Source organism: Hymenobacter artigasi (assembly GCF_012275535.1).
Taxonomy (GTDB): Bacteria; Bacteroidota; Bacteroidia; order Cytophagales; family Hymenobacteraceae; genus Hymenobacter; species Hymenobacter artigasi.
Genome location: NZ_JAAVTK010000014.1, coordinates 25,650 through 42,891, shown reverse-complemented (window position 1 = coordinate 42,891; position 17,242 = coordinate 25,650). Strand labels below are relative to the sequence as shown.

Sequence of the window (17,242 nt, the reverse complement as noted above, 5' to 3'; positions counted from 1 at the left end):
CTTTTTCATTTTCACGATTAAATAATTTGCTTGGTGTGCTTCACCATGTCATAGAGCAGCTCACGGGCGCGGTGCAGCTGGGCTTTCACGGTGCCGAGGGGGGCTTTGAGCTCGGTGGCAATTTCTTCGTAGCTGAGCTCGTCGAAATAGCGCAACGATACGAGGCGCTGGTACTTATCGGGCAGGCGCGACACGACGTGGCGCATGATTTCGATTTTCTGGTTGCGCACGGCGTGCTCGGCCGGGTTCAGGTCGTTGTCGCGGAAATCGATGGTGATTTCGTCGCCGTTATCAACCTTAATGGCCGAGTCAATTGACATCGTTTTGATTTTATTCTTGCGGATAAAATCGATGCAGTTATTGGTGGCAATGCGGAACAGCCAGGTGCTGAACGCATACTCGGGGTTGAACTTATGCAGGTTGCGAAAAGCCTTGGCGAAGGCCTCAATGGTGAGGTCTTCGGCATCGTCCTGGTTGCGCACCATCTTGAGCACCACGTGGTACACGGGCTTTTTGTAGATGTGCATCAGCTCGGCATAGGCCTTCTCATCGCCGTGGTCCACGGCGGCGCGAATCAGCTTAAAGTCGTGTTTGGCTTTAGCTGAAAACTGCTTTTGAATATCTTGGTTGTTTACTTCCATCGAAGGGTGCGGTTAAGGAACAGCGAGATTCCCAGGGCCAGGTATTGAAAAAAATAAACCGCATCGAGCACCGGCAAGAGCCCGACGATTACGGGCTGGCCGAGCCGCTGGCTCAGACGCGCATATACGGCGCTTACGAACAAAGTTCGCAGAACCCATACGACTGCCAAAGGTACCCAATTGTTTGGCGAAAAAACTAGCACAACGGTAGCCAGATAGAACAACATATTGGCCAGCACGAAGGTGCCCACCCGCAAACGGTCGGGCAAGCGGTAGGCACGGCCAGCTGATAAGTGCCGGCGCTTCTGGCGCCACCAGGCGGCCCAGGTTTCGGCGGGCGCGCTCAGGGTGTGGGCCGACGGGTCGGCTACTACGGCCACGCGCTGGCGCTGGCGCACGGCGTCCTGCACCAGCAGGTCGTCGTCGCCGGAGAGCTGGCGGATGTGCGAGGCAAAGCCCTTGGTGGCCGTGAAGCAGGCGCGGGTGTAGGCCAGGTTGCGGCCCACGCCCATGTAGGGCCAGCCGCGCCAGGCAAAGCTGAGGTACTGAGCAGCAGTGAGCAGCGTTTCGTAGCGGATGAGCTGATTGAGGAAGCCGGGCGCTTCGGCGTAGGCGGAAAAGCCCAGGACGAGGTCGGCCCCGTCTTTCTGGGCAAAGCCGCGCTGCATGAGGCGCAGCCACTGGTTGGTGGCCGGGATGCAGTCGGCATCGGTGAAGAGCAGGCGGGCGTAGCGGGTGGCTTTGATGCCGAGGGTGAGGGCGTATTTCTTGGGCGCGAAGCTGTCGGGGGTGCGGTCGATGGTGACGAGGCGAATTTTTTCGGGGTAATACTGGGCCAGCTGCTGGGCGTATAGATACGTGTCGTCGTGGCTGCGGTCGTCGATGAGCACGATTTCGAATGCCGCCGGATAGTCCTGCTGGAGCAGCAGCGGGAGCAGGCGGCGCAGGTTGTCGAGCTCGTTGCGGGCGCAAACGACGATGGACACCGGCTCGGCGTCCGGACCGGGCGCATCGGCGGGCGCTTCGGGGGCGCGGCGGGCAAAGGGCCAGAAGAAATATGCCGCGTAGAACAGCTGCACCAGCACGCACGCCAACAAAAGCCAGAAAAACGGGGACGTGGGTACGGGTGGAAGCAACAAAGCGGCGGGTACGAATGAGCCTGCAAAAGTACGGGGCGCGAAACGGGCGGGTTACCTTTGCAGAACGTAGCGCAAATAGAACGTCATGCAGAGCGCAGCAAAGCATCTTTACCGCACAAGTAATCAGATTTACTGTGGCGGGCAAGATGCTTCGCTGCGCTCTGCATGACGTTCTGAATAACCCGTGCTTCCCTCGCATGACCTTCGACCTCCTCGCCCAAGACCCCGCCACCAAGGCCCGCGCCGGCCGCCTCGAAACGGCCCACGGCACCATCGAAACGCCCATTTTCATGCCCGTGGGCACGGCCGGCACCGTGAAGGCCGTGAGCCAGGCCACGCTGAAAGACGACGTGCAGGCCCAGATTATTCTCGGCAACACCTACCACCTCTACCTGCGCCCGGGCCTCGATGTGCTACGGGCGGCCGGCGGCCTGCACAAGTTCAACGGCTGGGACCGGCCGATTCTGACTGATTCGGGCGGCTACCAGGTGTACTCGCTCAGCAACACCCGGAAGATTAAGGAGGAGGGCGTGAAATTCCGCTCGCACATTGACGGCAGCCAGCATCTATTTTCGCCCGAGGGCGTGATGGACATTCAGCGTGTGATTGGGGCCGATATCATCATGGCTTTTGATGAGTGCACGCCCTGGCCCTGCGAGTACGACTACGCCGCCCGCTCGCTCGATATGACGCACCGCTGGCTGAAGCGCTGCATTGCGCGCTTCGACAGCACCGAAGGACTTTATGGCTACGAGCAGGCACTTTTCCCGATTGTGCAGGGCAGCACGTTCAAAGACTTGCGCATTAAATCGGCGGAGTTTATTGCTGAGCAGGGCCGGGCCGGTAATGCCATTGGCGGGCTGAGCGTGGGCGAGCCGGCCGAGTTGATGTATGAGATGACCGAGCTGGTGTGCGACATCTTGCCCAAGGACAAGCCGCGCTACCTGATGGGCGTGGGCACGCCGGCCAACATTCTGGAAAACATTGCATTGGGCGTGGATATGTTCGACTGCGTGATGCCGACCCGCAACGCCCGCAATGGCATGCTGTTCACCACTCAGGGCATTATGAACGTGACGAACCTGAAGTTTGCCACCGATTTCACGCCCATTGACCCGGTGCTGGAGGGCGCGGCCAGCAACTTCTACACCCGCGCCTATGTGCGCCACCTCTTTCAGTGCCAGGAGATGCTGGGGCCGCAAATCGCCTCGGCCCACAACCTCACGTTTTACCTCTGGCTGGTGAAGGAGGCCCGCAAGGAAATCATCGCCGGCACGTTTGGGCCGTGGAAAGAGCGCATGGTGAAGCAATTGATGACACGATTATAATTATAAATTTTGAATTATAAATTATAAATTCTGTTTTCGCATTTTCATTTTTGAACACCTCATTCATTTATAATTTATAATTCAAAACTTATAATTTTCCCCCAATGAATATCCTCGACAAATACATCATTAAGAAATTTCTCGCCGCGTTTTTCTTCTCGGTGGTAATTCTCGTGACGGTGATTTGCGTGATTGATTTCACGGAGAAAAACGACGACTTTATTCAGCATAATTTGCCGATGTCGAAAATTATTTTCGGCTATTACATTTATCTGTTCCCCTATTTCGCCAACCTGCTGTCGCCGATTACCATTTTTATTGCCGTGGTGTTTGTGACGGCGCAACTGGCGGCGCGGACGGAAATTGTGGCTATTCTGGCCAGTGGCGTGAGCTTCCGGCGGCTGATGCTGCCTTATGCCATGGGTGGCGCGGTGGTTGGGCTGCTGATATTCGGGCTGATTGGCTGGGTGCTGCCCATTGGCAATAAATCGCGGGTGGCGTTTGAGCGGTCGTACATCAAACTGCCCTACCGGTTTCAGGGGCGCAACGTGCACATCAAAATCGGGCCGCGCAGCTACGTTTACATGGAGAGCTACGACAACCTGAGCAACATCGGCTTCCATTTTGCGCTCGAAACCGTGGACAGTACCATCCTTAAGCGCCGCCTCACGGCCGATGCCATCAACTGGGATTCGACCAAACAGGTCTGGCACCTCTCGCCGCAGCTGGTACGCACCTTCAGAGGCGCGCAGGACGAAACCCTGCAAACCGTGCCCGCCCGCGACACCACCCTGAACCTGTTTCCGAAGGACTTTGCCAGCACCTACAAGCTGGCCGAAACCATGACCCTACCCGAGCTGAACGCCTACATTAAAACCAAAATAGAGCGCGGGGCCGACGACACCCAGCTCTACCTGAGCGAGAAATACGAGCGGTACGCATACCCGTTTTCCATCGTTATTCTGACCCTGATTGGCGTCACGCTCAGCGCCCGCAAGTCGCGGGCCGGGGTGGGCGGGCAAATTGCGCTGGGGTTCGTGCTGGCCTTCGTGTTCATCATTTTCGTGATGCTGAGCCGCAACCTGGCGCAGGTGGGCAGCATGTCGCCGCTGGTGGCGGCGTGGGTGCCCAGCACCGTATTCTCGGTAATCGGGCTGGCGCTGTACCGGTTTGTGCCGAAATAGCGTAGCGCGGAGCGGTGCTTCGCCTATTGCCGCCGCGCGGCAAATCCCATTCGCCCCAGTCATGCACCGGGATACTGTTCACCTAATTACTTGCCGCGTTGCGGCGATACGCGAAGCATCGCTTCGCACTACAGCATGCTCCGCGATTACCTCAAGCTTCATTTCATTGTGCTCCTGTGGGGCTTCACGGCCATATTGGGCAAGCTGCTGACGGTGCCACCGGTGGAGCTCGTGTTCTGGCGCACACTGCTGGCGGCGGCTGGCCTTACGGTACTGCTGGCAGCGCGGCGGCAGGCCTGGCGCGTGTCAGCGGGGCAGGCGGTGCGGCTGCTGGCGGTGGGCGCGCTGGTAGCGGCGCACTGGATTACCTTCTTTCTGGCGGCGCGGCTGTCATCCGTTAGCGTGTGCCTGGCAGGCCTGGCCACGCTGGCGCTGTGGACTTCGCTGCTGGAGCCGCTGCTGCTGTGGCGGCGGGTGCGCGGCTACGAAGTGGGCCTGGGGCTGATTACCATGGTGGGGCTGTACCTGGTGAGTCAGGCCGAGCTCGACCAGCTGCTGGGCCTGGGCGTGGCGGTGCTGTCGGCGGGCCTGTCGGCGCTGTTCAGCGTGCTGAACTCGAAGCTGATTAAGACGCATCCGCCGCTGCGGCTCACCTTTTACGAGATGGCAGGGGCTTGTTTGAGCATCGTGCTGTTCTTCCCCATTTACAGCCATTATTTCACGCAGGGCCGGGGCTTGCAGCTGGCGTGGCACGGCTACGACTGGCTCTGGCTGGGCCTGCTGGCGGGCGTGTGCACGGTATACGCCTTCTCCACATCGGTTGAATTGATGAAGCGAATTTCGCCATTTGCGGTGAACCTGACCATTAATCTGGAGCCGGTGTATGGCATTTCGATGGCAGCGGCCATCTATTGGCTGCACACCAAAGGACTGCTGCACGCGCCGCAATTCAACGGCGAGCGCATGAGCACGGGCTTCTACATTGGCACCCTGCTCATCGTGCTCAGTGTGCTGATTCACCCATTGGTGGCGCGCCTGATGAAGGACAAGCAGCCGGACTTGGAGCCAGCCATGCCGGTTTAGCGCCCAAGACTTGTCATTCCGACGAAGGAGGAATCTGGGCAAACCCTTGCAACGGCTTATCTCAGATTCCTCCTTCGTCGGAATGACAAGCCGACCGGGTCGGTTTAGAATACCCCCTGCCACACGGTGTACTCAGCTGGCCACTTCATGGCCGGCAGCTCCCCGCCTTCCCACAAGCCATACAAGGCCGAGCCAGAGCCCGACAGGCTCGCATACGTAGCGCCAGCATCATACATCTGCTGCTTAATATCGGCCAGCACCGGGTGGCTGGGCGTGAGAGCCGTTTCAAAATAGTTGCTGACCGTGTTGCGCCAGGTGCTCATGGGTTGCGCCAGCGCCTCGCGCAACGGGTGTTGCGGCAGTTGCGGGACGATGTGAGCATAGGCTTCGGCCGTGCTAATGTGCAGGTTGGGGTACACCACCACGCAAGCCGTGCCGGTTAGATTCAGGCTTATTTCTTCGAATACATCGCCTTTTTCTAAGGCCAGCACCGGCTTGTTCTGGATGAAGAAGGCGCAGTCGGAGCCTAGGCGGCGTGCATAGCCTTCCAGGGTTTCCACCGAAAGACTGAGGCGAAACAGGTCGTTGGCAGCCCGGAGGGCGAAGGCGGCATCGGCCGAGCCACCGCCCAGGCCCGCCCCAATGGGTACTATTTTGTGCAGGTACAGTTGTACTGGCGGCAGCTGCGGGAAATCGGCCTGCAACAGCTCGTAGGCCCGCACGCAGAGATTGGTGGCCGGGTCGCCGGGAATGGGGCGGCCGGTGAGGGTAAGGCTGGTAGGATGGCCGGGAGCGGCGGGCAGCATCTCAAAAGCATCGGTCCAGGGCAGGGGTACGAAGACTGATTCGAGGGTGTGGAACCCATCGGGCCGGCGCTGGGTAACGTAGAGGCCGAGGTTAAGCTTGGCGTTGGGGAAGACGAGCATCTTTGGGAGGGTTGAGTTTTGAGGGTTGAAAGTTGAGTTGTTTTTGGGTGACTCAACGCTCCTCAAGCCGCGATAATAACAGCAAAGTACCGAGTCCTACCTTTGTTTATGCCTGCGGCACCTCAACCTTCAACCCTCAAAACTCAACCCTCGCTATACGCCCGCCACGGCAAGCGCCTGCTCGACCTCGTGCTGGCCCTGCCGCTGCTGCTGCTCGCGCTGCCGCTGCTGGCCGGCGCGGCGGCGCTGGCGGCCAGCCAGAACCGGGGCCGCTGGCTGTTTCGGCAGCTGCGGCCGGGCTGGCACGGGCAGCTTTTCACCCTCTACAAGCTGCAAACCATGACCGACGCCCGCGACGCCGCCGGCCAGCCGCTGCCCGATGCCGAGCGCCTGCCCCCGCTGGGCCGCTGGCTACGCGCTACCTCCCTCGATGAACTGCCCCAGCTCTGGAACATCGTGCGCGGCGATTTGAGCCTGGTAGGCCCGCGCCCGCTGCTGCCCCAGTACATGCCACTGTACTCGCCCGCGCAGGCCCGCCGCCACGCCGTGCGCCCCGGCCTCACTGGCTGGGCGCAGGTAAACGGCCGCAATGCCATCAGCTGGGAGGAAAAATTCGCGTTTGATGTCTGGTACGTCGACCACCTTTCGCTGCGGCTCGACCTGCTTATTCTGTGGCGCACCGCCGGGCGGGTGCTGGGCGCGCGCGGCATCAATACGCCCGGGCAGGCCACTACTACGGCCTTTCGGGGCAGTCCGCCATCACCGCCTTCTTCGTAAATTATTATCTACTGCTACGCAATACTTTCTGCGGCGTCTGTTTTTGTGGCTGATTGCTCGTTTGATGCTGTTAAGCCGTTTTTTAGAACGAAAAATCAGTTGAAACATCTGACTCAGGAGCTACCTGCGTAACATCAGTTATTGTCATGACACAACTCTTCTTTTCTGATTACGAGGTAGCGGAGGAGATGCCGCCGCTCGTCATATTCGGGGCGGGCGGCCTGGGACGCGAGGTTCTGCTGCTGCTCCGGCAACTCAACGAGGCTCAGCCCAGCTGGCAGGTGCGCGGCTTCTACGACGACTACGCCCCCGCCACGCCCACCGTAGGCGGCCTCCCCTACCTCGGCACCAGCGCCGACCTCAACGCCACCGCCGAGCCGCTGGCCGTGGCCGTGGCCGTGGGCAGCTCGGCCAGCCGGGCAGCCGTGGTGGCCCGGCTCACGTCGGAGCAGCTCAGCTTTCCGAGCATCGTGCATCCGGCCGTGGCGCTGGGGACGATGCAGCGCATTGCGCTGGGCGCGGGCTGCATCATTCAGCAGGGCTGCCTCCTGACCTGTGATATTACGCTGGGCCGGTTCGTGCTGCTCAACCTGGGCTGCACGGTGGGGCATGATGCCACGCTGGCCGATTTCTGTTCTCTCATGCCGCACGCCAACGTGAGCGGCGCGGCCCGCCTGGGCCAGGGCGTGTACCTTGGCACGAATGCCACCGTTATCCAGGGCGTACAAATCGGCGAAAACACCACCCTCGGGGCCGGCGCGGTGGCCGTGCGCGACTTGCCAGCAAATGTGACGGCGGTAGGCGTACCGGCTAAGGCACTTGGTATGACTAACGACTAATCAATAATTACTCGAACGTCATGCTGAGCGTAGCCGAAGCATCTCTACTTCAGCAGTAAACATAATTACTTACGCGGTAGAGATGCTTCGGCGACGCTCAGCATGACCTTTCATTTTTCTTCTGCAGTCCAGAAGTTCTATTACCCTTAACTGAATAATGCGCAGCCAGGATTACGACCGTCTCTACCTCTCCCCTCCCCACCTCGGCCGACACGAAATGAACTACGTGCACAAGGCCATTGAGGACAACTGGGTGGCTCCGGCCGGACCAAATATCACGGGCTTCGAAGCCGACATTTGCGCGGCGGTGGGCGTGCCCTATGCAGTGGCGCTGAACTCGGGCACGGCGGCCATTCACCTGGGGCTGATTTTGTTGGGCGTGGGCCCGGGCGATGAAGTGCTGTGTCCCTCCTTCACCTTCGTGGCCACGGCCAATCCTATTGTGTACCTCGGGGCCACGCCGGTGTTTGTGGATAGCGAAGCCGAAACCTGGAATATCTGCCCCGAGCGCCTGCGCGAGGCCATCGTGGACCGCATCGCCAAGGGCCGCAAGCCTAAAGCCCTCATCCTGGTGCACCTCTACGGAATGCCCGCCAGGCTGCCCGAAATCCTGGCCCTGGCAACAGAATTCGACATTCCCATCCTCGAAGACGCGGCCGAAGCCCTGGGCTCGGAGTGGGAGCAGCAGCCGCTGGGCAGCTTTGGGCGGGTGGGCGTGTTTTCCTTTAATGGCAATAAGATTCTGACCACCAGCGGCGGTGGTGCGCTCGTGACCTACGACCGCGCCCTGGCCGATAAAGCTCGCTTCCTGGCCACCCAGGCCAAGGACGATGCCCCGTACTACCAGCATTCCGAAACCGGTTACAACTACCGCCTGAGCAACATCCTGGCCGGCATCGGGCGGGGCCAGATGGAACTGCTGCCCGAGCGCGTGAAGCGCCGCCGCCAGATTTTCGACTGGTACCGCGAGCACCTCGCCGCCGTGCCCGGCCTCACGGTAGCGCTGGCCCCGGAGCCCGCCGGCAGCCGTGCCAACCGCTGGCTCACCACCATTCTCCTGGCCTCGCCCGACCCCGACAACGCCGCCCCCGCCCCTACGCCTGAGGCCGTGCGCCTGCACCTCGAAACCCGCAACATCGAGAGCCGGCCGCTGTGGAAGCCGCTGCACCTGCAGCCCCTGTTTGCCGCTGCGCCCATGTACGGCGGCGCGGTGTGCGAAGACCTGTTTGCCCGGGGCCTGTGCCTGCCCAGCGGCACCGCGATGGGCGACGGCGAGTTGCGCCGCGTGAAAGAGGCCCTAACGGTGGCACTAAGCTAACGCCAGCCCAACCGGTCGTCGTTGTTTAGCGGAGCGTACTTGCTATGAATGGTAGCAGTATAGTGCCATGGGCAACGGCGAGTTGCACCGCGTGACAGAGGCCACGCGTGAGGCAGCTGGAGTCAGAACCATGCGATATTCAATGAGGAAGTCTTGCAGAATTGGCCCTGCTTCTACACCGTGGCCCGGACTTTGCCGTTAAAGGATAACCTCAATTCTTTATTTCCCATGAAAAACCCCTGTCTTCTCGCGCTGTTGTTGCTGGCCTCGCCTTTTGCCGCCCTCGCCCAGACTAAATCCACCACTACAACGACGACTAAACCCACCTCGACGACGACCACCACCACCCCGGCCGGTACTCAGCAGCAAGTCGAAGTAACCGAAGACCTGGACCCCGAAACCGGCAAGGTCATTCGCCGCACCACGCGCACCATAAATGTGCCGGTGGGCACCACCACCAGCCCTGCTTCTTCCGCCGGCAGCAGCAGCACGATGGATTCCCCCGCCACGGCCGCTACCGATGCCCAGGTGTCGACCTTCCTGCGCAAGAAAACCACCGTTTCCACGCTCACCACCACCGGCCTGCTCTCGGCCTACGACCTGTTCATTGAGCGCGTGCGCAACGACCGCCAGAATTGGAAACCCGCCGACTGGGCCACCGCCGCCAATATCATGAGCAGCCTCAACGACCGGTACCAGCAGCTGCGCGGCAGCTTTTCGCTCGATGATAAGCTGACCATCCGCTCGCAGCAGGGCGAGTTTCAGGCCCTGCGCACCGCCAAGCAGATTTCTACCCAGGTATCGGACAAGCTGTAGCGTCTCAACCAGGAAAGCAGCAAAAGGGGGTAGCAACGCAAACAGTGCGTTGCTACCCCCTTTGCCATTTCAGGCCGTCAGTTAATGGTGATGGGGCTCTTCCTCGGGCGGTGGGGGCAGCTCGGCAGCCGCGCGGTAGAGCAGGGCCGTGGGCACCCGGGGATAGTGATGGTGCAGGTGATGAAAGGCAAACGACGCCGTAATGGGCGTCCAGGCCTGGGCCAGCGCGGCGGCGGTGCGGGCCACCGGGTTGCGCGCCGACACATGGTGCGGCACATACGACGCCCAGATGGGCATGGTCGCGCTCATAAAAAACGCCACGCCCCAGTACCCCAGCCCCACCCACGAGCCCGTGCGCCAGTACAGCCCGACGAATGCCACCAGCAAGCCCAGCGTCAGCCCCGTTTCGAGGAGCTGAATGCGCCGCGTATTCGGCGCGATGCGCAGCGACTCGCGGCGCAGCATCAGGGTGTGCCACGGCCCCTGCCACAGCACCCGCCCAAAGCTCCAGGTAGCGGGCGCGCCCTCCGGGTCGGCCTCGGTGAGGCAGCGGCCGTGGTGGCGCAAATGGGTTACCTGCAAGCCGTGTCCGCTTTTGAGGATGAGCAGACCGCTCAGCGTGAGCACCCGCTCGTTGGCGGGCTTGGCCAGGCCCAGCGAGTTGTGCATGGCGTCGTGCATCTGCACAAAAGCCGCCAGGCACACCACCACGGCCAGCGGCAGCGCCAGCCACCACCACCCGGCCAGAGCGGCCAGCACGTACAGGGCCAGCAGCACCCACGGGCGGGCCAGCTCGATGCGGCGTTGGGCGGGCGTGAGTTCCAGTTTCATGGCTGATTCAAAAGGGCTGAGTTAAAAAATTACTCCCGGCTTTCGTGCCGCAGCGGCAGGGCATAAGCCGGAATCTGGTCGGGGACCAGGTGCTGCCAGGTAGCCTGGAACGAACCGGAATACCCGAACAGCCTGCCAAGAACGGGGTTGCGCACCTCCACCCGGATGCGGTAGCAGGCGGCCTCGTCGTCGTACCACTCCTCCACATCGGCCAGGGCCGCCAGCAGGCGCGGCAGTCCAAACGCCACCCGGCCCTCTCTAAACCGCTGCGCCCCCGAACGCAGCCGCAGCCCCCCCCGCGCCGTCACGGCCAGGTCAATGTCCACGGCAATGTGCTGGTGCGTGCCCAGGTAGTCTACAATGCAGCCGCGGGCCGCGCTCCGAATCATCGTCGCATCGAAGCAGCGGGTATTTTCCGGGAAAGCAAAGCGCCGAATCCACGTCACGGTTTCGCGGCCCAGCGGGTCGATGTAGGCGTAGTTTTCGATGCGAAACGGCACGTTCGCGCCCGCCTCGGGAAACGTAATCTGGCGCGCCAGGCCCAGCCGCAGAAAGGGCCGCGTGAAGAACGGCCCCTGCCACACGCGCTCCATCGTGCCCTCGCCCACAAAAGCGCGGTGGTCGCGGCTACTAAAGGCCAGCCGCTCCTGAATGCGCGGGTGCAGCTTCTGGAAATCGGCTCCTAATTGCTGCTGATAGATGGAAAGCATGAAAAAAGCAGGTTGATAAGCAGCGGAGAAACTGGGACTACGCTACCGCGACGGGCGCGGCGTGCGGGATTTTATCGGCCGTGGGCCGGGCCGCCGGGGGCTGGCGCAGGCAGCGGGCGGCGCTGGGCACCAGGTCTGGCGGAATAAGCAGGGCCACGGCCGACAAGGCCATCAGCGCCAGGTTCAGAGTGAGCGGGTTGAAGGGGGCCACAAATACCGCCGGCTGGCTGAACAGCGCCCCCGCCCCCAGCCCCAGCAGGCCCACCATATTCAACCAGTACACGGGCCGTAGCCACCGCGCCGGCAGCAGCCAGAACAGCAGCCCAAACAGGATTTCGCCTACGCCCACGCCAGCGGCCAGCCCCCGCGCGGCCCCGGCCGAAAACCCCGCGCCCTGCAAAATACTTAGCTCCCCGGTATCGGGGTACAGCAGCTTGGGCACTATTCCTTGGTATAGCCACACGAAGCCCAGTGTAGCCCGCACCAGCACTACCGTGGCCGCCAGTGCCCGCGACAGGCGCGGGGCCTGCCCCTGCTCCAGCCACAGCCGCAGGCAGTCGAAACTCCAGGCCGTGGCCCAGCCGATGAGGGGCCGGAACGCCAGCCGGTCAAACCCGCGCCCCACCGCGCCGAAGCGCGTCTGGTAGTCGTATTTGGTAAAAAACCGCAGCCCGTCCGCCGTCGGCACGTATTTCCAGAAACCCGCGCCTTCGCGGATGAGTGAGGCCCACTCATCGGACCAGAACCGGAGAACCGACGTGCGTTCGCCATTCTTTTCGCGTGTGCCCAGGCTTTCGCCGCCGCCCGCCACGCCCAGCCCAAACCCTATGCGGGTAGCGTACAGAAACTGCTGCGGCACGGCCTCCGAAGCCCGGGGCAGATAGGCTATTTCGGTGAAGCGCAGGTCCCACTGCTGGTGCAGCTCCGGCTGCTGGGTGTGCGCCCAAAGCTGCTCCATGGAACAGTCGATGCGGGCTTCTACGTAAATCGAGGGTAGCTTCATTTGGTATGATGAAGATAGCCCCCAGCCGCGAATAATCAGCCGCAAAACGTCGCTAAATCAGCGCGCTGCCTCGAATTTCTGCATTCATCCAACCGCCCCTAATCCAGCGCGTGGGCCAAATCGGCCAGCAATTCCTCCACTGGCTCAATGCCTACACTCAGCCGCACCAGCCCCACGGTGATGCCCAGCTCGGCCCGCTGCGCATCGGTCAGGGCGCGGTGCGAGGTGTAGAGCGGGTGCGAGCACGACGAATCGACCCCCGCCAGCGAGGGCGCAAACGGAAACCGCTGGCTGCGCTGCATGAAGCGGTTCACCACGGCCGCATCATCCGGCAGCCGGAACGAGAGCATGCCGCCGAAGCGCCCTGCGCCCTGCAAGGTGGCCAGCGCGTGCTGCGGGTGGCCGGGTAGGCCCGGATAATACACGGCCTGCACAGCCGGATGCTCGTTCAGAAACTCGGCTACCACCAGCGCGTTTTCGCTGTGGGCGGCCACGCGCAGGCGCATGGTTTTCATGCCGCGCACGGCCAGCCAGCTTTCCATCGGGCTCAGCGTGAGGCCGAACACGATGCCAATCTGGCGCAGGCGGGCCACATCCTCCGGGGTGCGGGCCACTACGGCCCCGGCCGTCACGTCGGAGTGACCGGCCAGGTATTTGGTCACGCTGTGCAGCACGAGGTCGGCCCCGTGGGCCAGCGGGCGGGTGAGCACCGGGGTCGAAAACGTGTTATCGACCACCAGTTTCAGGCCGTGGCTGTGACATTCGTCGGCGGCGGCGCGCAGGTCTACCACGCGCAGCAGCGGGTTGCTCATCGTTTCACAAAGAAGCAGCCGGGAAGTGGGCTGCACGTAGGCTGCCAGGTCGTACAGGCTATCAAACGGCACGTACGTCACCGCAATACCCAGCCGCGCCAGCTCCAGGTTCAGCAGCGCCGCCGAGCCGCCGTAGATGTCGGCCGCGCACAGCACATGGTCGCCGGCTTGGCAGTACGTGAGCAGCGCCGCGAAAATGGCCGCCATGCCCGAGCCCGTGGCTACCGCGCCCGCGCCGCCCTCCCAGTGGGCCACGGCGGTGGCCAGCTCATCGGAGTTGGGGTTGCCGTTACGCGAATACAGATAGCGGCTACCCGGCTCGTCGAAGTATTGCTGCACCGCGTCAAGGTCTTCAAACTTGAAAACCGACGTTTGGTAGATGGGCGTGATTTTAGGCTGAATGTTTGGGTGGTCCATGAGCGCGAAAGCGGAGCGTGAGGCGCAAAGGTCGGCACGCGCCCGGCTTCGGCGGGTATGCCACGGGCCAAAAAACCATTATTCCTCCGCCGGGAAAATTCCGGGAAAAGCGTCGGACGATTTCACTCCGTTTTCTCCGGGGTCGGAGTAACCGGTTTGTGTTCGGGCGGACTATTCACCACCAGCTTCATGTGCTGGCGGTTTTCGCGCCGAAACACTTCCATCAATACCATAAAATACGACACCAGCAGCGGCCCCACCACCAGCCCGATGATGCCGAATATCTCCACGCCCAGCACAATGCCCACCAGCGTTATCAGCGGGTGGATATTTCCCATGCGCTTGGCCAGCACAATGCGCAGCACGTTATCGATGTTCATAATCAGGATGAAACCCACCAGCAAAATCCCGATGGCCTGCCCCTTATTCCCCTGCGAAAACTGATAGAGCGCGGCTGGCCCCCACACCAGCGGCGTGCCCAGCACCGGCAGAAACGCCGCAAAAAAGGCCACCACGCCCCAGAAAACCGCGTCGGGCACCCCAAAAATCAGCAGCGTGGCTCCCGTGAGCACGCCCTGCACCACCGACACCAGCACCTGGCCCAGCACGTTGGCATTCACGTTGTTTTTCAACGACTCGCCCAGCTCCTGCAGCGTCTCGTTGCGGAACGGCAGGTAGCGGTGCAGCCCCAGCAGAAAGAACGTTTCCTGCATAAACATGTAGTACATCGTGAACAGCATCAGGCCCACAATCACCAGGAAGTTGAGGGCGCTGCTGGCCAGCGTGGGCAGCCAGCCCGTGACTTTGGCCGCGCCCTGCAGCAGCAGCTGGCGCACGTTCAGCTGCTCGGTCAGTTGGAAGCCGGTGGCTTTTTCCAGCTTGTGAATCACCTCCAGCAGCCGGTCGGGGTTCTGGGCGAAGGCAATCAGGCGGTCGAGCAACAGCGAAGTCAGGGCGTAGAACGGAATCACGAGCACCACCACCGTCACCAGCAGAATGCCCACCACCACCACCTGCCGGTTCCAGCGCCGCTGGTGTACCAGGGCCAGCCACCACGGCCGAAACACCACGAACAGGATGCCCGCCGCCAGAAACGCCGTGAGGTACTGCGCCAGCCCAAACACCATCAGGGCCGCCAGTCCAATCAACGAGGCTACCAGCAGCACATAGCGCTGCCGGGGGGTATAAATATTTTCAACGGCAACAAATGGGTCCGAAGATTTCATAAACAACAAAGGCAAATGGTTTTGCGCGCAGTATGCTATACGGTATTCTCCTCACTTGGCCGGCTCATGCCACAAAAAAGCCGCTCCTGCCTGGCAGGAGCGGCTTTTGGCCAGATGCTAACGGTTGCTGCGGCGTTACGCCACTGCGCCTTCGGCCAGCACTATCACGTTGTTACGCAGCACTTCCACCACGCCGCCTTCGATGCGGATAACCTCGCGGCCACCCGCGCCGCCGGTCAGGGTCACGTCGCCGGCCTTCAGCGCGGCAATGAGGGGAGCATGGTTGTTCAGCACTTCAAACGAGCCATTGGCCCCCGGAAACTGGGCCGCCGTCACTTCGCCTTCAAATACCTTACGGTCGGGGGTGATGATTTCTAAATGCATGAGGCTGAATTATAAATTATAAATTATAAATTATGAATTATGCTCCCAAGCAGGGAAACACACTGACCATAACTTATAATTTATAATTCAAAATTTATAATTTCTTCTATCTATTTGGCTTCGGCAATCAGGCGCTCGCCCTTCGACACGGCATCCTCGATGTTACCCACGAGGTTGAAGGCCGCCTCGGGGAGGTGGTCGTACTTGCCGTCGATGATTTCGTTGAAGCCTTTGATGGTGTCTTTGATGTCAACCAGTACGCCTTTGAGGCCGGTGAACTGCTCGGCCACGAAGAAGGGCTGCGACAGGAAACGCTGCACGCGACGGGCGCGGTTTACTACCTGCTTGTCCTCTTCCGAAAGCTCGTCCATACCCAGGATGGCGATGATGTCCTGCAGTTCCTTGTAGCGCTGGAGCAGCTCTTTCACGCGCTGGGCGGTGTTGTAGTGCTCGTCGCCGAGAATGTCGGCCGACAGGATGCGCGAGGTCGAGTCCAGCGGGTCAACGGCCGGGTAGATGCCCAGCTCGGCGATTTTGCGGCTCAGTACCGTCGTGGCGTCCAAGTGGGCAAACGTGTTGGCCGGGGCCGGGTCAGTCAAGTCATCGGCAGGCACGTAAACGGCCTGTACCGAGGTAATTGAACCGCGCTTGGTGGAGGTAATACGCTCCTGCATGGCACCCATTTCGGTAGCCAGCGTGGGCTGGTAACCTACGGCCGAAGGCATCCGACCCAAGAGAGCCGATACTTCCGAACCCGCCTGCGTGAAGCGGAAAATGTTGTCGATGAAGAACAGAATGTCGCGGCCGGCACCGGTGCCATCGCCATCGCGGAAGCTCTCGGCAATGGTCAGACCCGACAGGGCCACGCGGGCGCGGGCTCCGGGGGGCTCGTTCATCTGGCCGAACACGAGGGTAGCCTGCGATTTTTCCATCGCCGCCATGTCCACCTTGCTCAGGTCCCAGCCACCTTCTTCCATCGAATGCTTGAAGGCATCGCCGTACAGAATGATGTTGGATTCGATGAATTCGCGCAACAAGTCGTTGCCCTCACGGGTACGCTCGCCCACGCCGGCAAACACCGACAGGCCTTCGTAGGCCTTGGCCACGTTGTTGATAAGCTCCTGAATCAGTACGGTTTTGCCTACGCCGGCACCACCGAACAAACCAATCTTGCCACCCTTTACATAAGGCGCGAGCAAGTCGATAACCTTGATACCGGTGAAGAATACTTCCGACGACGTTGCCAGCTCCTCAAACGCCGGGGCGTTGCGGTGAATGGACAAACGCGGCCCGCTCTTGGGCTGCGGGATGCCATCAATGGCTTCGCCGATAACGTTGAACAGGCGGCCTTTCACGCCATCGCCGGTAGGCATCGAGATGGGGGCACCCAGGTCGCGCACTTCCGCGCCGCGGGCCAGGCCCTCGGTCGAGTCCATGGCAATGGTCCGAACCCGGTCCTCGCCCAGGTGCTGCTGGCATTCCAGCACTACCACTTGGCCGTTCTCTTTGGTTACTTCGAGGGCGTCGAGGATGTTGGGCAGCTTCGTGTTTTCACCCGCGAAGCTTACGTCCACGACGGGTCCGATGACCTGGGTGATTTTGCCGGTATTGGCCATTTGGTTGTATTTATGATGAAGTTGATGCTCTTTTCAGGCCGCAAAATTACGGTAGAACCCTGGCTTTTCCAACCATAACGTTTGCGGCACCCGGCCCAACCATAAATATCCTGCATGGCCCCTACCCCGTGAAAATCAGGCATCAATGAGATGGAAGCCGCTTTCGGGGGTGATACCGCCGATTTTTTCTTC

Annotated in this window: 17 protein-coding genes; 7 read left to right on the top strand and 10 right to left on the bottom strand. The window is 61.2% G+C overall.

The annotated features are described in order from the left end of the window. Positions 1-17 precede the first annotated feature (17 nt). Both HBN54_RS18835 and HBN54_RS18830 read right to left on the bottom strand, forming a co-directional pair. Positions 18-641, bottom strand: a complete 624-nt coding sequence (locus tag HBN54_RS18835; RefSeq protein ID WP_070728736.1) for an RNA polymerase sigma factor — start codon at positions 639-641, stop codon at positions 18-20. Next, the gene (locus tag HBN54_RS18830; protein ID WP_168674781.1) at positions 632-1,780 is read right to left on the bottom strand and encodes a glycosyltransferase; all 1,149 of its coding nucleotides are present in this window, start codon (positions 1,778-1,780) and stop codon (positions 632-634) included. The genes HBN54_RS18835 and HBN54_RS18830 overlap by 10 nt, the downstream gene beginning before the upstream one ends. 197 nt (positions 1,781-1,977) lie before the next feature. Here HBN54_RS18830 and tgt point away from each other — a divergent pair, with 197 nt between their 5' ends. The 3 genes from tgt (at position 1,978) to HBN54_RS18815 (ending at position 5,375) form a co-directional block, all read left to right on the top strand. Beyond that, positions 1,978-3,108 (top strand): tRNA guanosine(34) transglycosylase Tgt, encoded by a 1,131-nt coding sequence (gene tgt, locus HBN54_RS18825; RefSeq protein ID WP_168674780.1) that lies wholly within the window; start codon positions 1,978-1,980, stop codon positions 3,106-3,108. A gap of 104 nt (positions 3,109-3,212) precedes the next feature. Continuing rightward, positions 3,213-4,292, top strand: a complete 1,080-nt coding sequence (locus HBN54_RS18820) for an LptF/LptG family permease (RefSeq protein ID WP_168674779.1) — start codon at positions 3,213-3,215, stop codon at positions 4,290-4,292. Between the two features lie 135 nt (positions 4,293-4,427). After that, positions 4,428-5,375 (top strand): DMT family transporter, encoded by a 948-nt coding sequence (locus HBN54_RS18815; RefSeq protein WP_168674778.1) that lies wholly within the window; start codon positions 4,428-4,430, stop codon positions 5,373-5,375. A gap of 104 nt (positions 5,376-5,479) precedes the next feature. Here the strand turns inward: HBN54_RS18815 and ispE are convergent, their stop codons facing one another. After that, a complete protein-coding gene (ispE, locus tag HBN54_RS18810) occupies positions 5,480-6,301 on the bottom strand; it encodes a 4-(cytidine 5'-diphospho)-2-C-methyl-D-erythritol kinase (RefSeq protein WP_168674777.1) in 822 nt (273 codons plus the stop codon). A gap of 108 nt (positions 6,302-6,409) precedes the next feature. Here ispE and HBN54_RS18805 point away from each other — a divergent pair, with 108 nt between their 5' ends. From HBN54_RS18805 to HBN54_RS18790, 4 genes are all read left to right on the top strand, one after another. Then, a complete protein-coding gene (locus tag HBN54_RS18805) occupies positions 6,410-7,078 on the top strand; it encodes a sugar transferase (RefSeq protein WP_168674776.1) in 669 nt (222 codons plus the stop codon). A 146-nt stretch (positions 7,079-7,224) separates the two neighbouring features. Continuing rightward, positions 7,225-7,917, top strand: coding sequence for an acetyltransferase (locus HBN54_RS18800; RefSeq protein ID WP_168674775.1), 693 nt, complete (start codon positions 7,225-7,227; stop codon positions 7,915-7,917). A 157-nt stretch (positions 7,918-8,074) separates the two neighbouring features. After that, entirely contained in the window at positions 8,075-9,235 is a 1,161-nt protein-coding gene (locus HBN54_RS18795) for a DegT/DnrJ/EryC1/StrS family aminotransferase (RefSeq protein WP_168674774.1), read from the top strand. 228 nt (positions 9,236-9,463) lie between these two features. Next, positions 9,464-10,051, top strand: coding sequence for a hypothetical protein (locus tag HBN54_RS18790; RefSeq protein ID WP_168674773.1), 588 nt, complete (start codon positions 9,464-9,466; stop codon positions 10,049-10,051). Positions 10,052-10,132: 81 nt separating this feature from the next. Here the strand turns inward: HBN54_RS18790 and HBN54_RS18785 are convergent, their stop codons facing one another. The 7 genes from HBN54_RS18785 to atpD form a co-directional block, all read right to left on the bottom strand. Continuing rightward, positions 10,133-10,882, bottom strand: coding sequence for a fatty acid desaturase (locus HBN54_RS18785; protein ID WP_168674772.1), 750 nt, complete (start codon positions 10,880-10,882; stop codon positions 10,133-10,135). A gap of 29 nt (positions 10,883-10,911) precedes the next feature. Continuing rightward, on the bottom strand, positions 10,912-11,592 hold the full coding sequence (locus HBN54_RS18780) for a DUF4166 domain-containing protein (RefSeq protein WP_168674771.1): 681 nt from the start codon (positions 11,590-11,592) through the stop codon (positions 10,912-10,914). Positions 11,593-11,629: 37 nt separating this feature from the next. Next, positions 11,630-12,595, bottom strand: a complete 966-nt coding sequence (locus HBN54_RS18775; RefSeq protein WP_168674770.1) for a DoxX-like family protein — start codon at positions 12,593-12,595, stop codon at positions 11,630-11,632. A gap of 98 nt (positions 12,596-12,693) precedes the next feature. Further along, positions 12,694-13,824, bottom strand: coding sequence for a trans-sulfuration enzyme family protein (locus tag HBN54_RS18770; RefSeq protein ID WP_168674769.1), 1,131 nt, complete (start codon positions 13,822-13,824; stop codon positions 12,694-12,696). 122 nt (positions 13,825-13,946) lie between these two features. Beyond that, a complete protein-coding gene (locus HBN54_RS18765; protein WP_168674768.1) occupies positions 13,947-15,050 on the bottom strand; it encodes an AI-2E family transporter in 1,104 nt (367 codons plus the stop codon). A 135-nt stretch (positions 15,051-15,185) separates the two neighbouring features. After that, a complete protein-coding gene (gene atpC, locus HBN54_RS18760) occupies positions 15,186-15,434 on the bottom strand; it encodes an ATP synthase F1 subunit epsilon (RefSeq protein ID WP_168674767.1) in 249 nt (82 codons plus the stop codon). A gap of 110 nt (positions 15,435-15,544) precedes the next feature. Beyond that, positions 15,545-17,050, bottom strand: coding sequence for a F0F1 ATP synthase subunit beta (gene atpD, locus HBN54_RS18755; protein ID WP_168674766.1), 1,506 nt, complete (start codon positions 17,048-17,050; stop codon positions 15,545-15,547). Positions 17,051-17,242: the final 192 nt, after the last annotated feature.

Bases quoted from the DNA above. Each gene is read 5' to 3' on its own strand.
- ispE (WP_168674777.1), bottom strand. From the start codon at position 6,301: ATGCTCGTCTTCCCCAACGCCAAGCTTAACCTCGGCCTCTACGTTACC.
- HBN54_RS18780 (WP_168674771.1), bottom strand. From the start codon at position 11,592: ATGCTTTCCATCTATCAGCAGCAATTAGGAGCCGATTTCCAGAAGCTG.
- HBN54_RS18770 (WP_168674769.1), bottom strand. From the start codon at position 13,824: ATGGACCACCCAAACATTCAGCCTAAAATCACGCCCATCTACCAAACG.
- HBN54_RS18795 (WP_168674774.1), top strand. From the start codon at position 8,075: ATGCGCAGCCAGGATTACGACCGTCTCTACCTCTCCCCTCCCCACCTC.
- HBN54_RS18835 (WP_070728736.1), bottom strand. From the start codon at position 641: ATGGAAGTAAACAACCAAGATATTCAAAAGCAGTTTTCAGCTAAAGCC.
- HBN54_RS18820 (WP_168674779.1), top strand. From the start codon at position 3,213: ATGAATATCCTCGACAAATACATCATTAAGAAATTTCTCGCCGCGTTT.
- HBN54_RS18815 (WP_168674778.1), top strand. From the start codon at position 4,428: ATGCTCCGCGATTACCTCAAGCTTCATTTCATTGTGCTCCTGTGGGGC.
- HBN54_RS18800 (WP_168674775.1), top strand. From the start codon at position 7,225: ATGACACAACTCTTCTTTTCTGATTACGAGGTAGCGGAGGAGATGCCG.
- atpC (WP_168674767.1), bottom strand. From the start codon at position 15,434: ATGCATTTAGAAATCATCACCCCCGACCGTAAGGTATTTGAAGGCGAA.
- tgt (WP_168674780.1), top strand. From the start codon at position 1,978: ATGACCTTCGACCTCCTCGCCCAAGACCCCGCCACCAAGGCCCGCGCC.
- HBN54_RS18805 (WP_168674776.1), top strand. From the start codon at position 6,410: ATGCCTGCGGCACCTCAACCTTCAACCCTCAAAACTCAACCCTCGCTA.
- HBN54_RS18775 (WP_168674770.1), bottom strand. From the start codon at position 12,595: ATGAAGCTACCCTCGATTTACGTAGAAGCCCGCATCGACTGTTCCATG.
- atpD (WP_168674766.1), bottom strand. From the start codon at position 17,050: ATGGCCAATACCGGCAAAATCACCCAGGTCATCGGACCCGTCGTGGAC.
- HBN54_RS18765 (WP_168674768.1), bottom strand. From the start codon at position 15,050: ATGAAATCTTCGGACCCATTTGTTGCCGTTGAAAATATTTATACCCCC.
- HBN54_RS18790 (WP_168674773.1), top strand. From the start codon at position 9,464: ATGAAAAACCCCTGTCTTCTCGCGCTGTTGTTGCTGGCCTCGCCTTTT.
- HBN54_RS18785 (WP_168674772.1), bottom strand. From the start codon at position 10,882: ATGAAACTGGAACTCACGCCCGCCCAACGCCGCATCGAGCTGGCCCGC.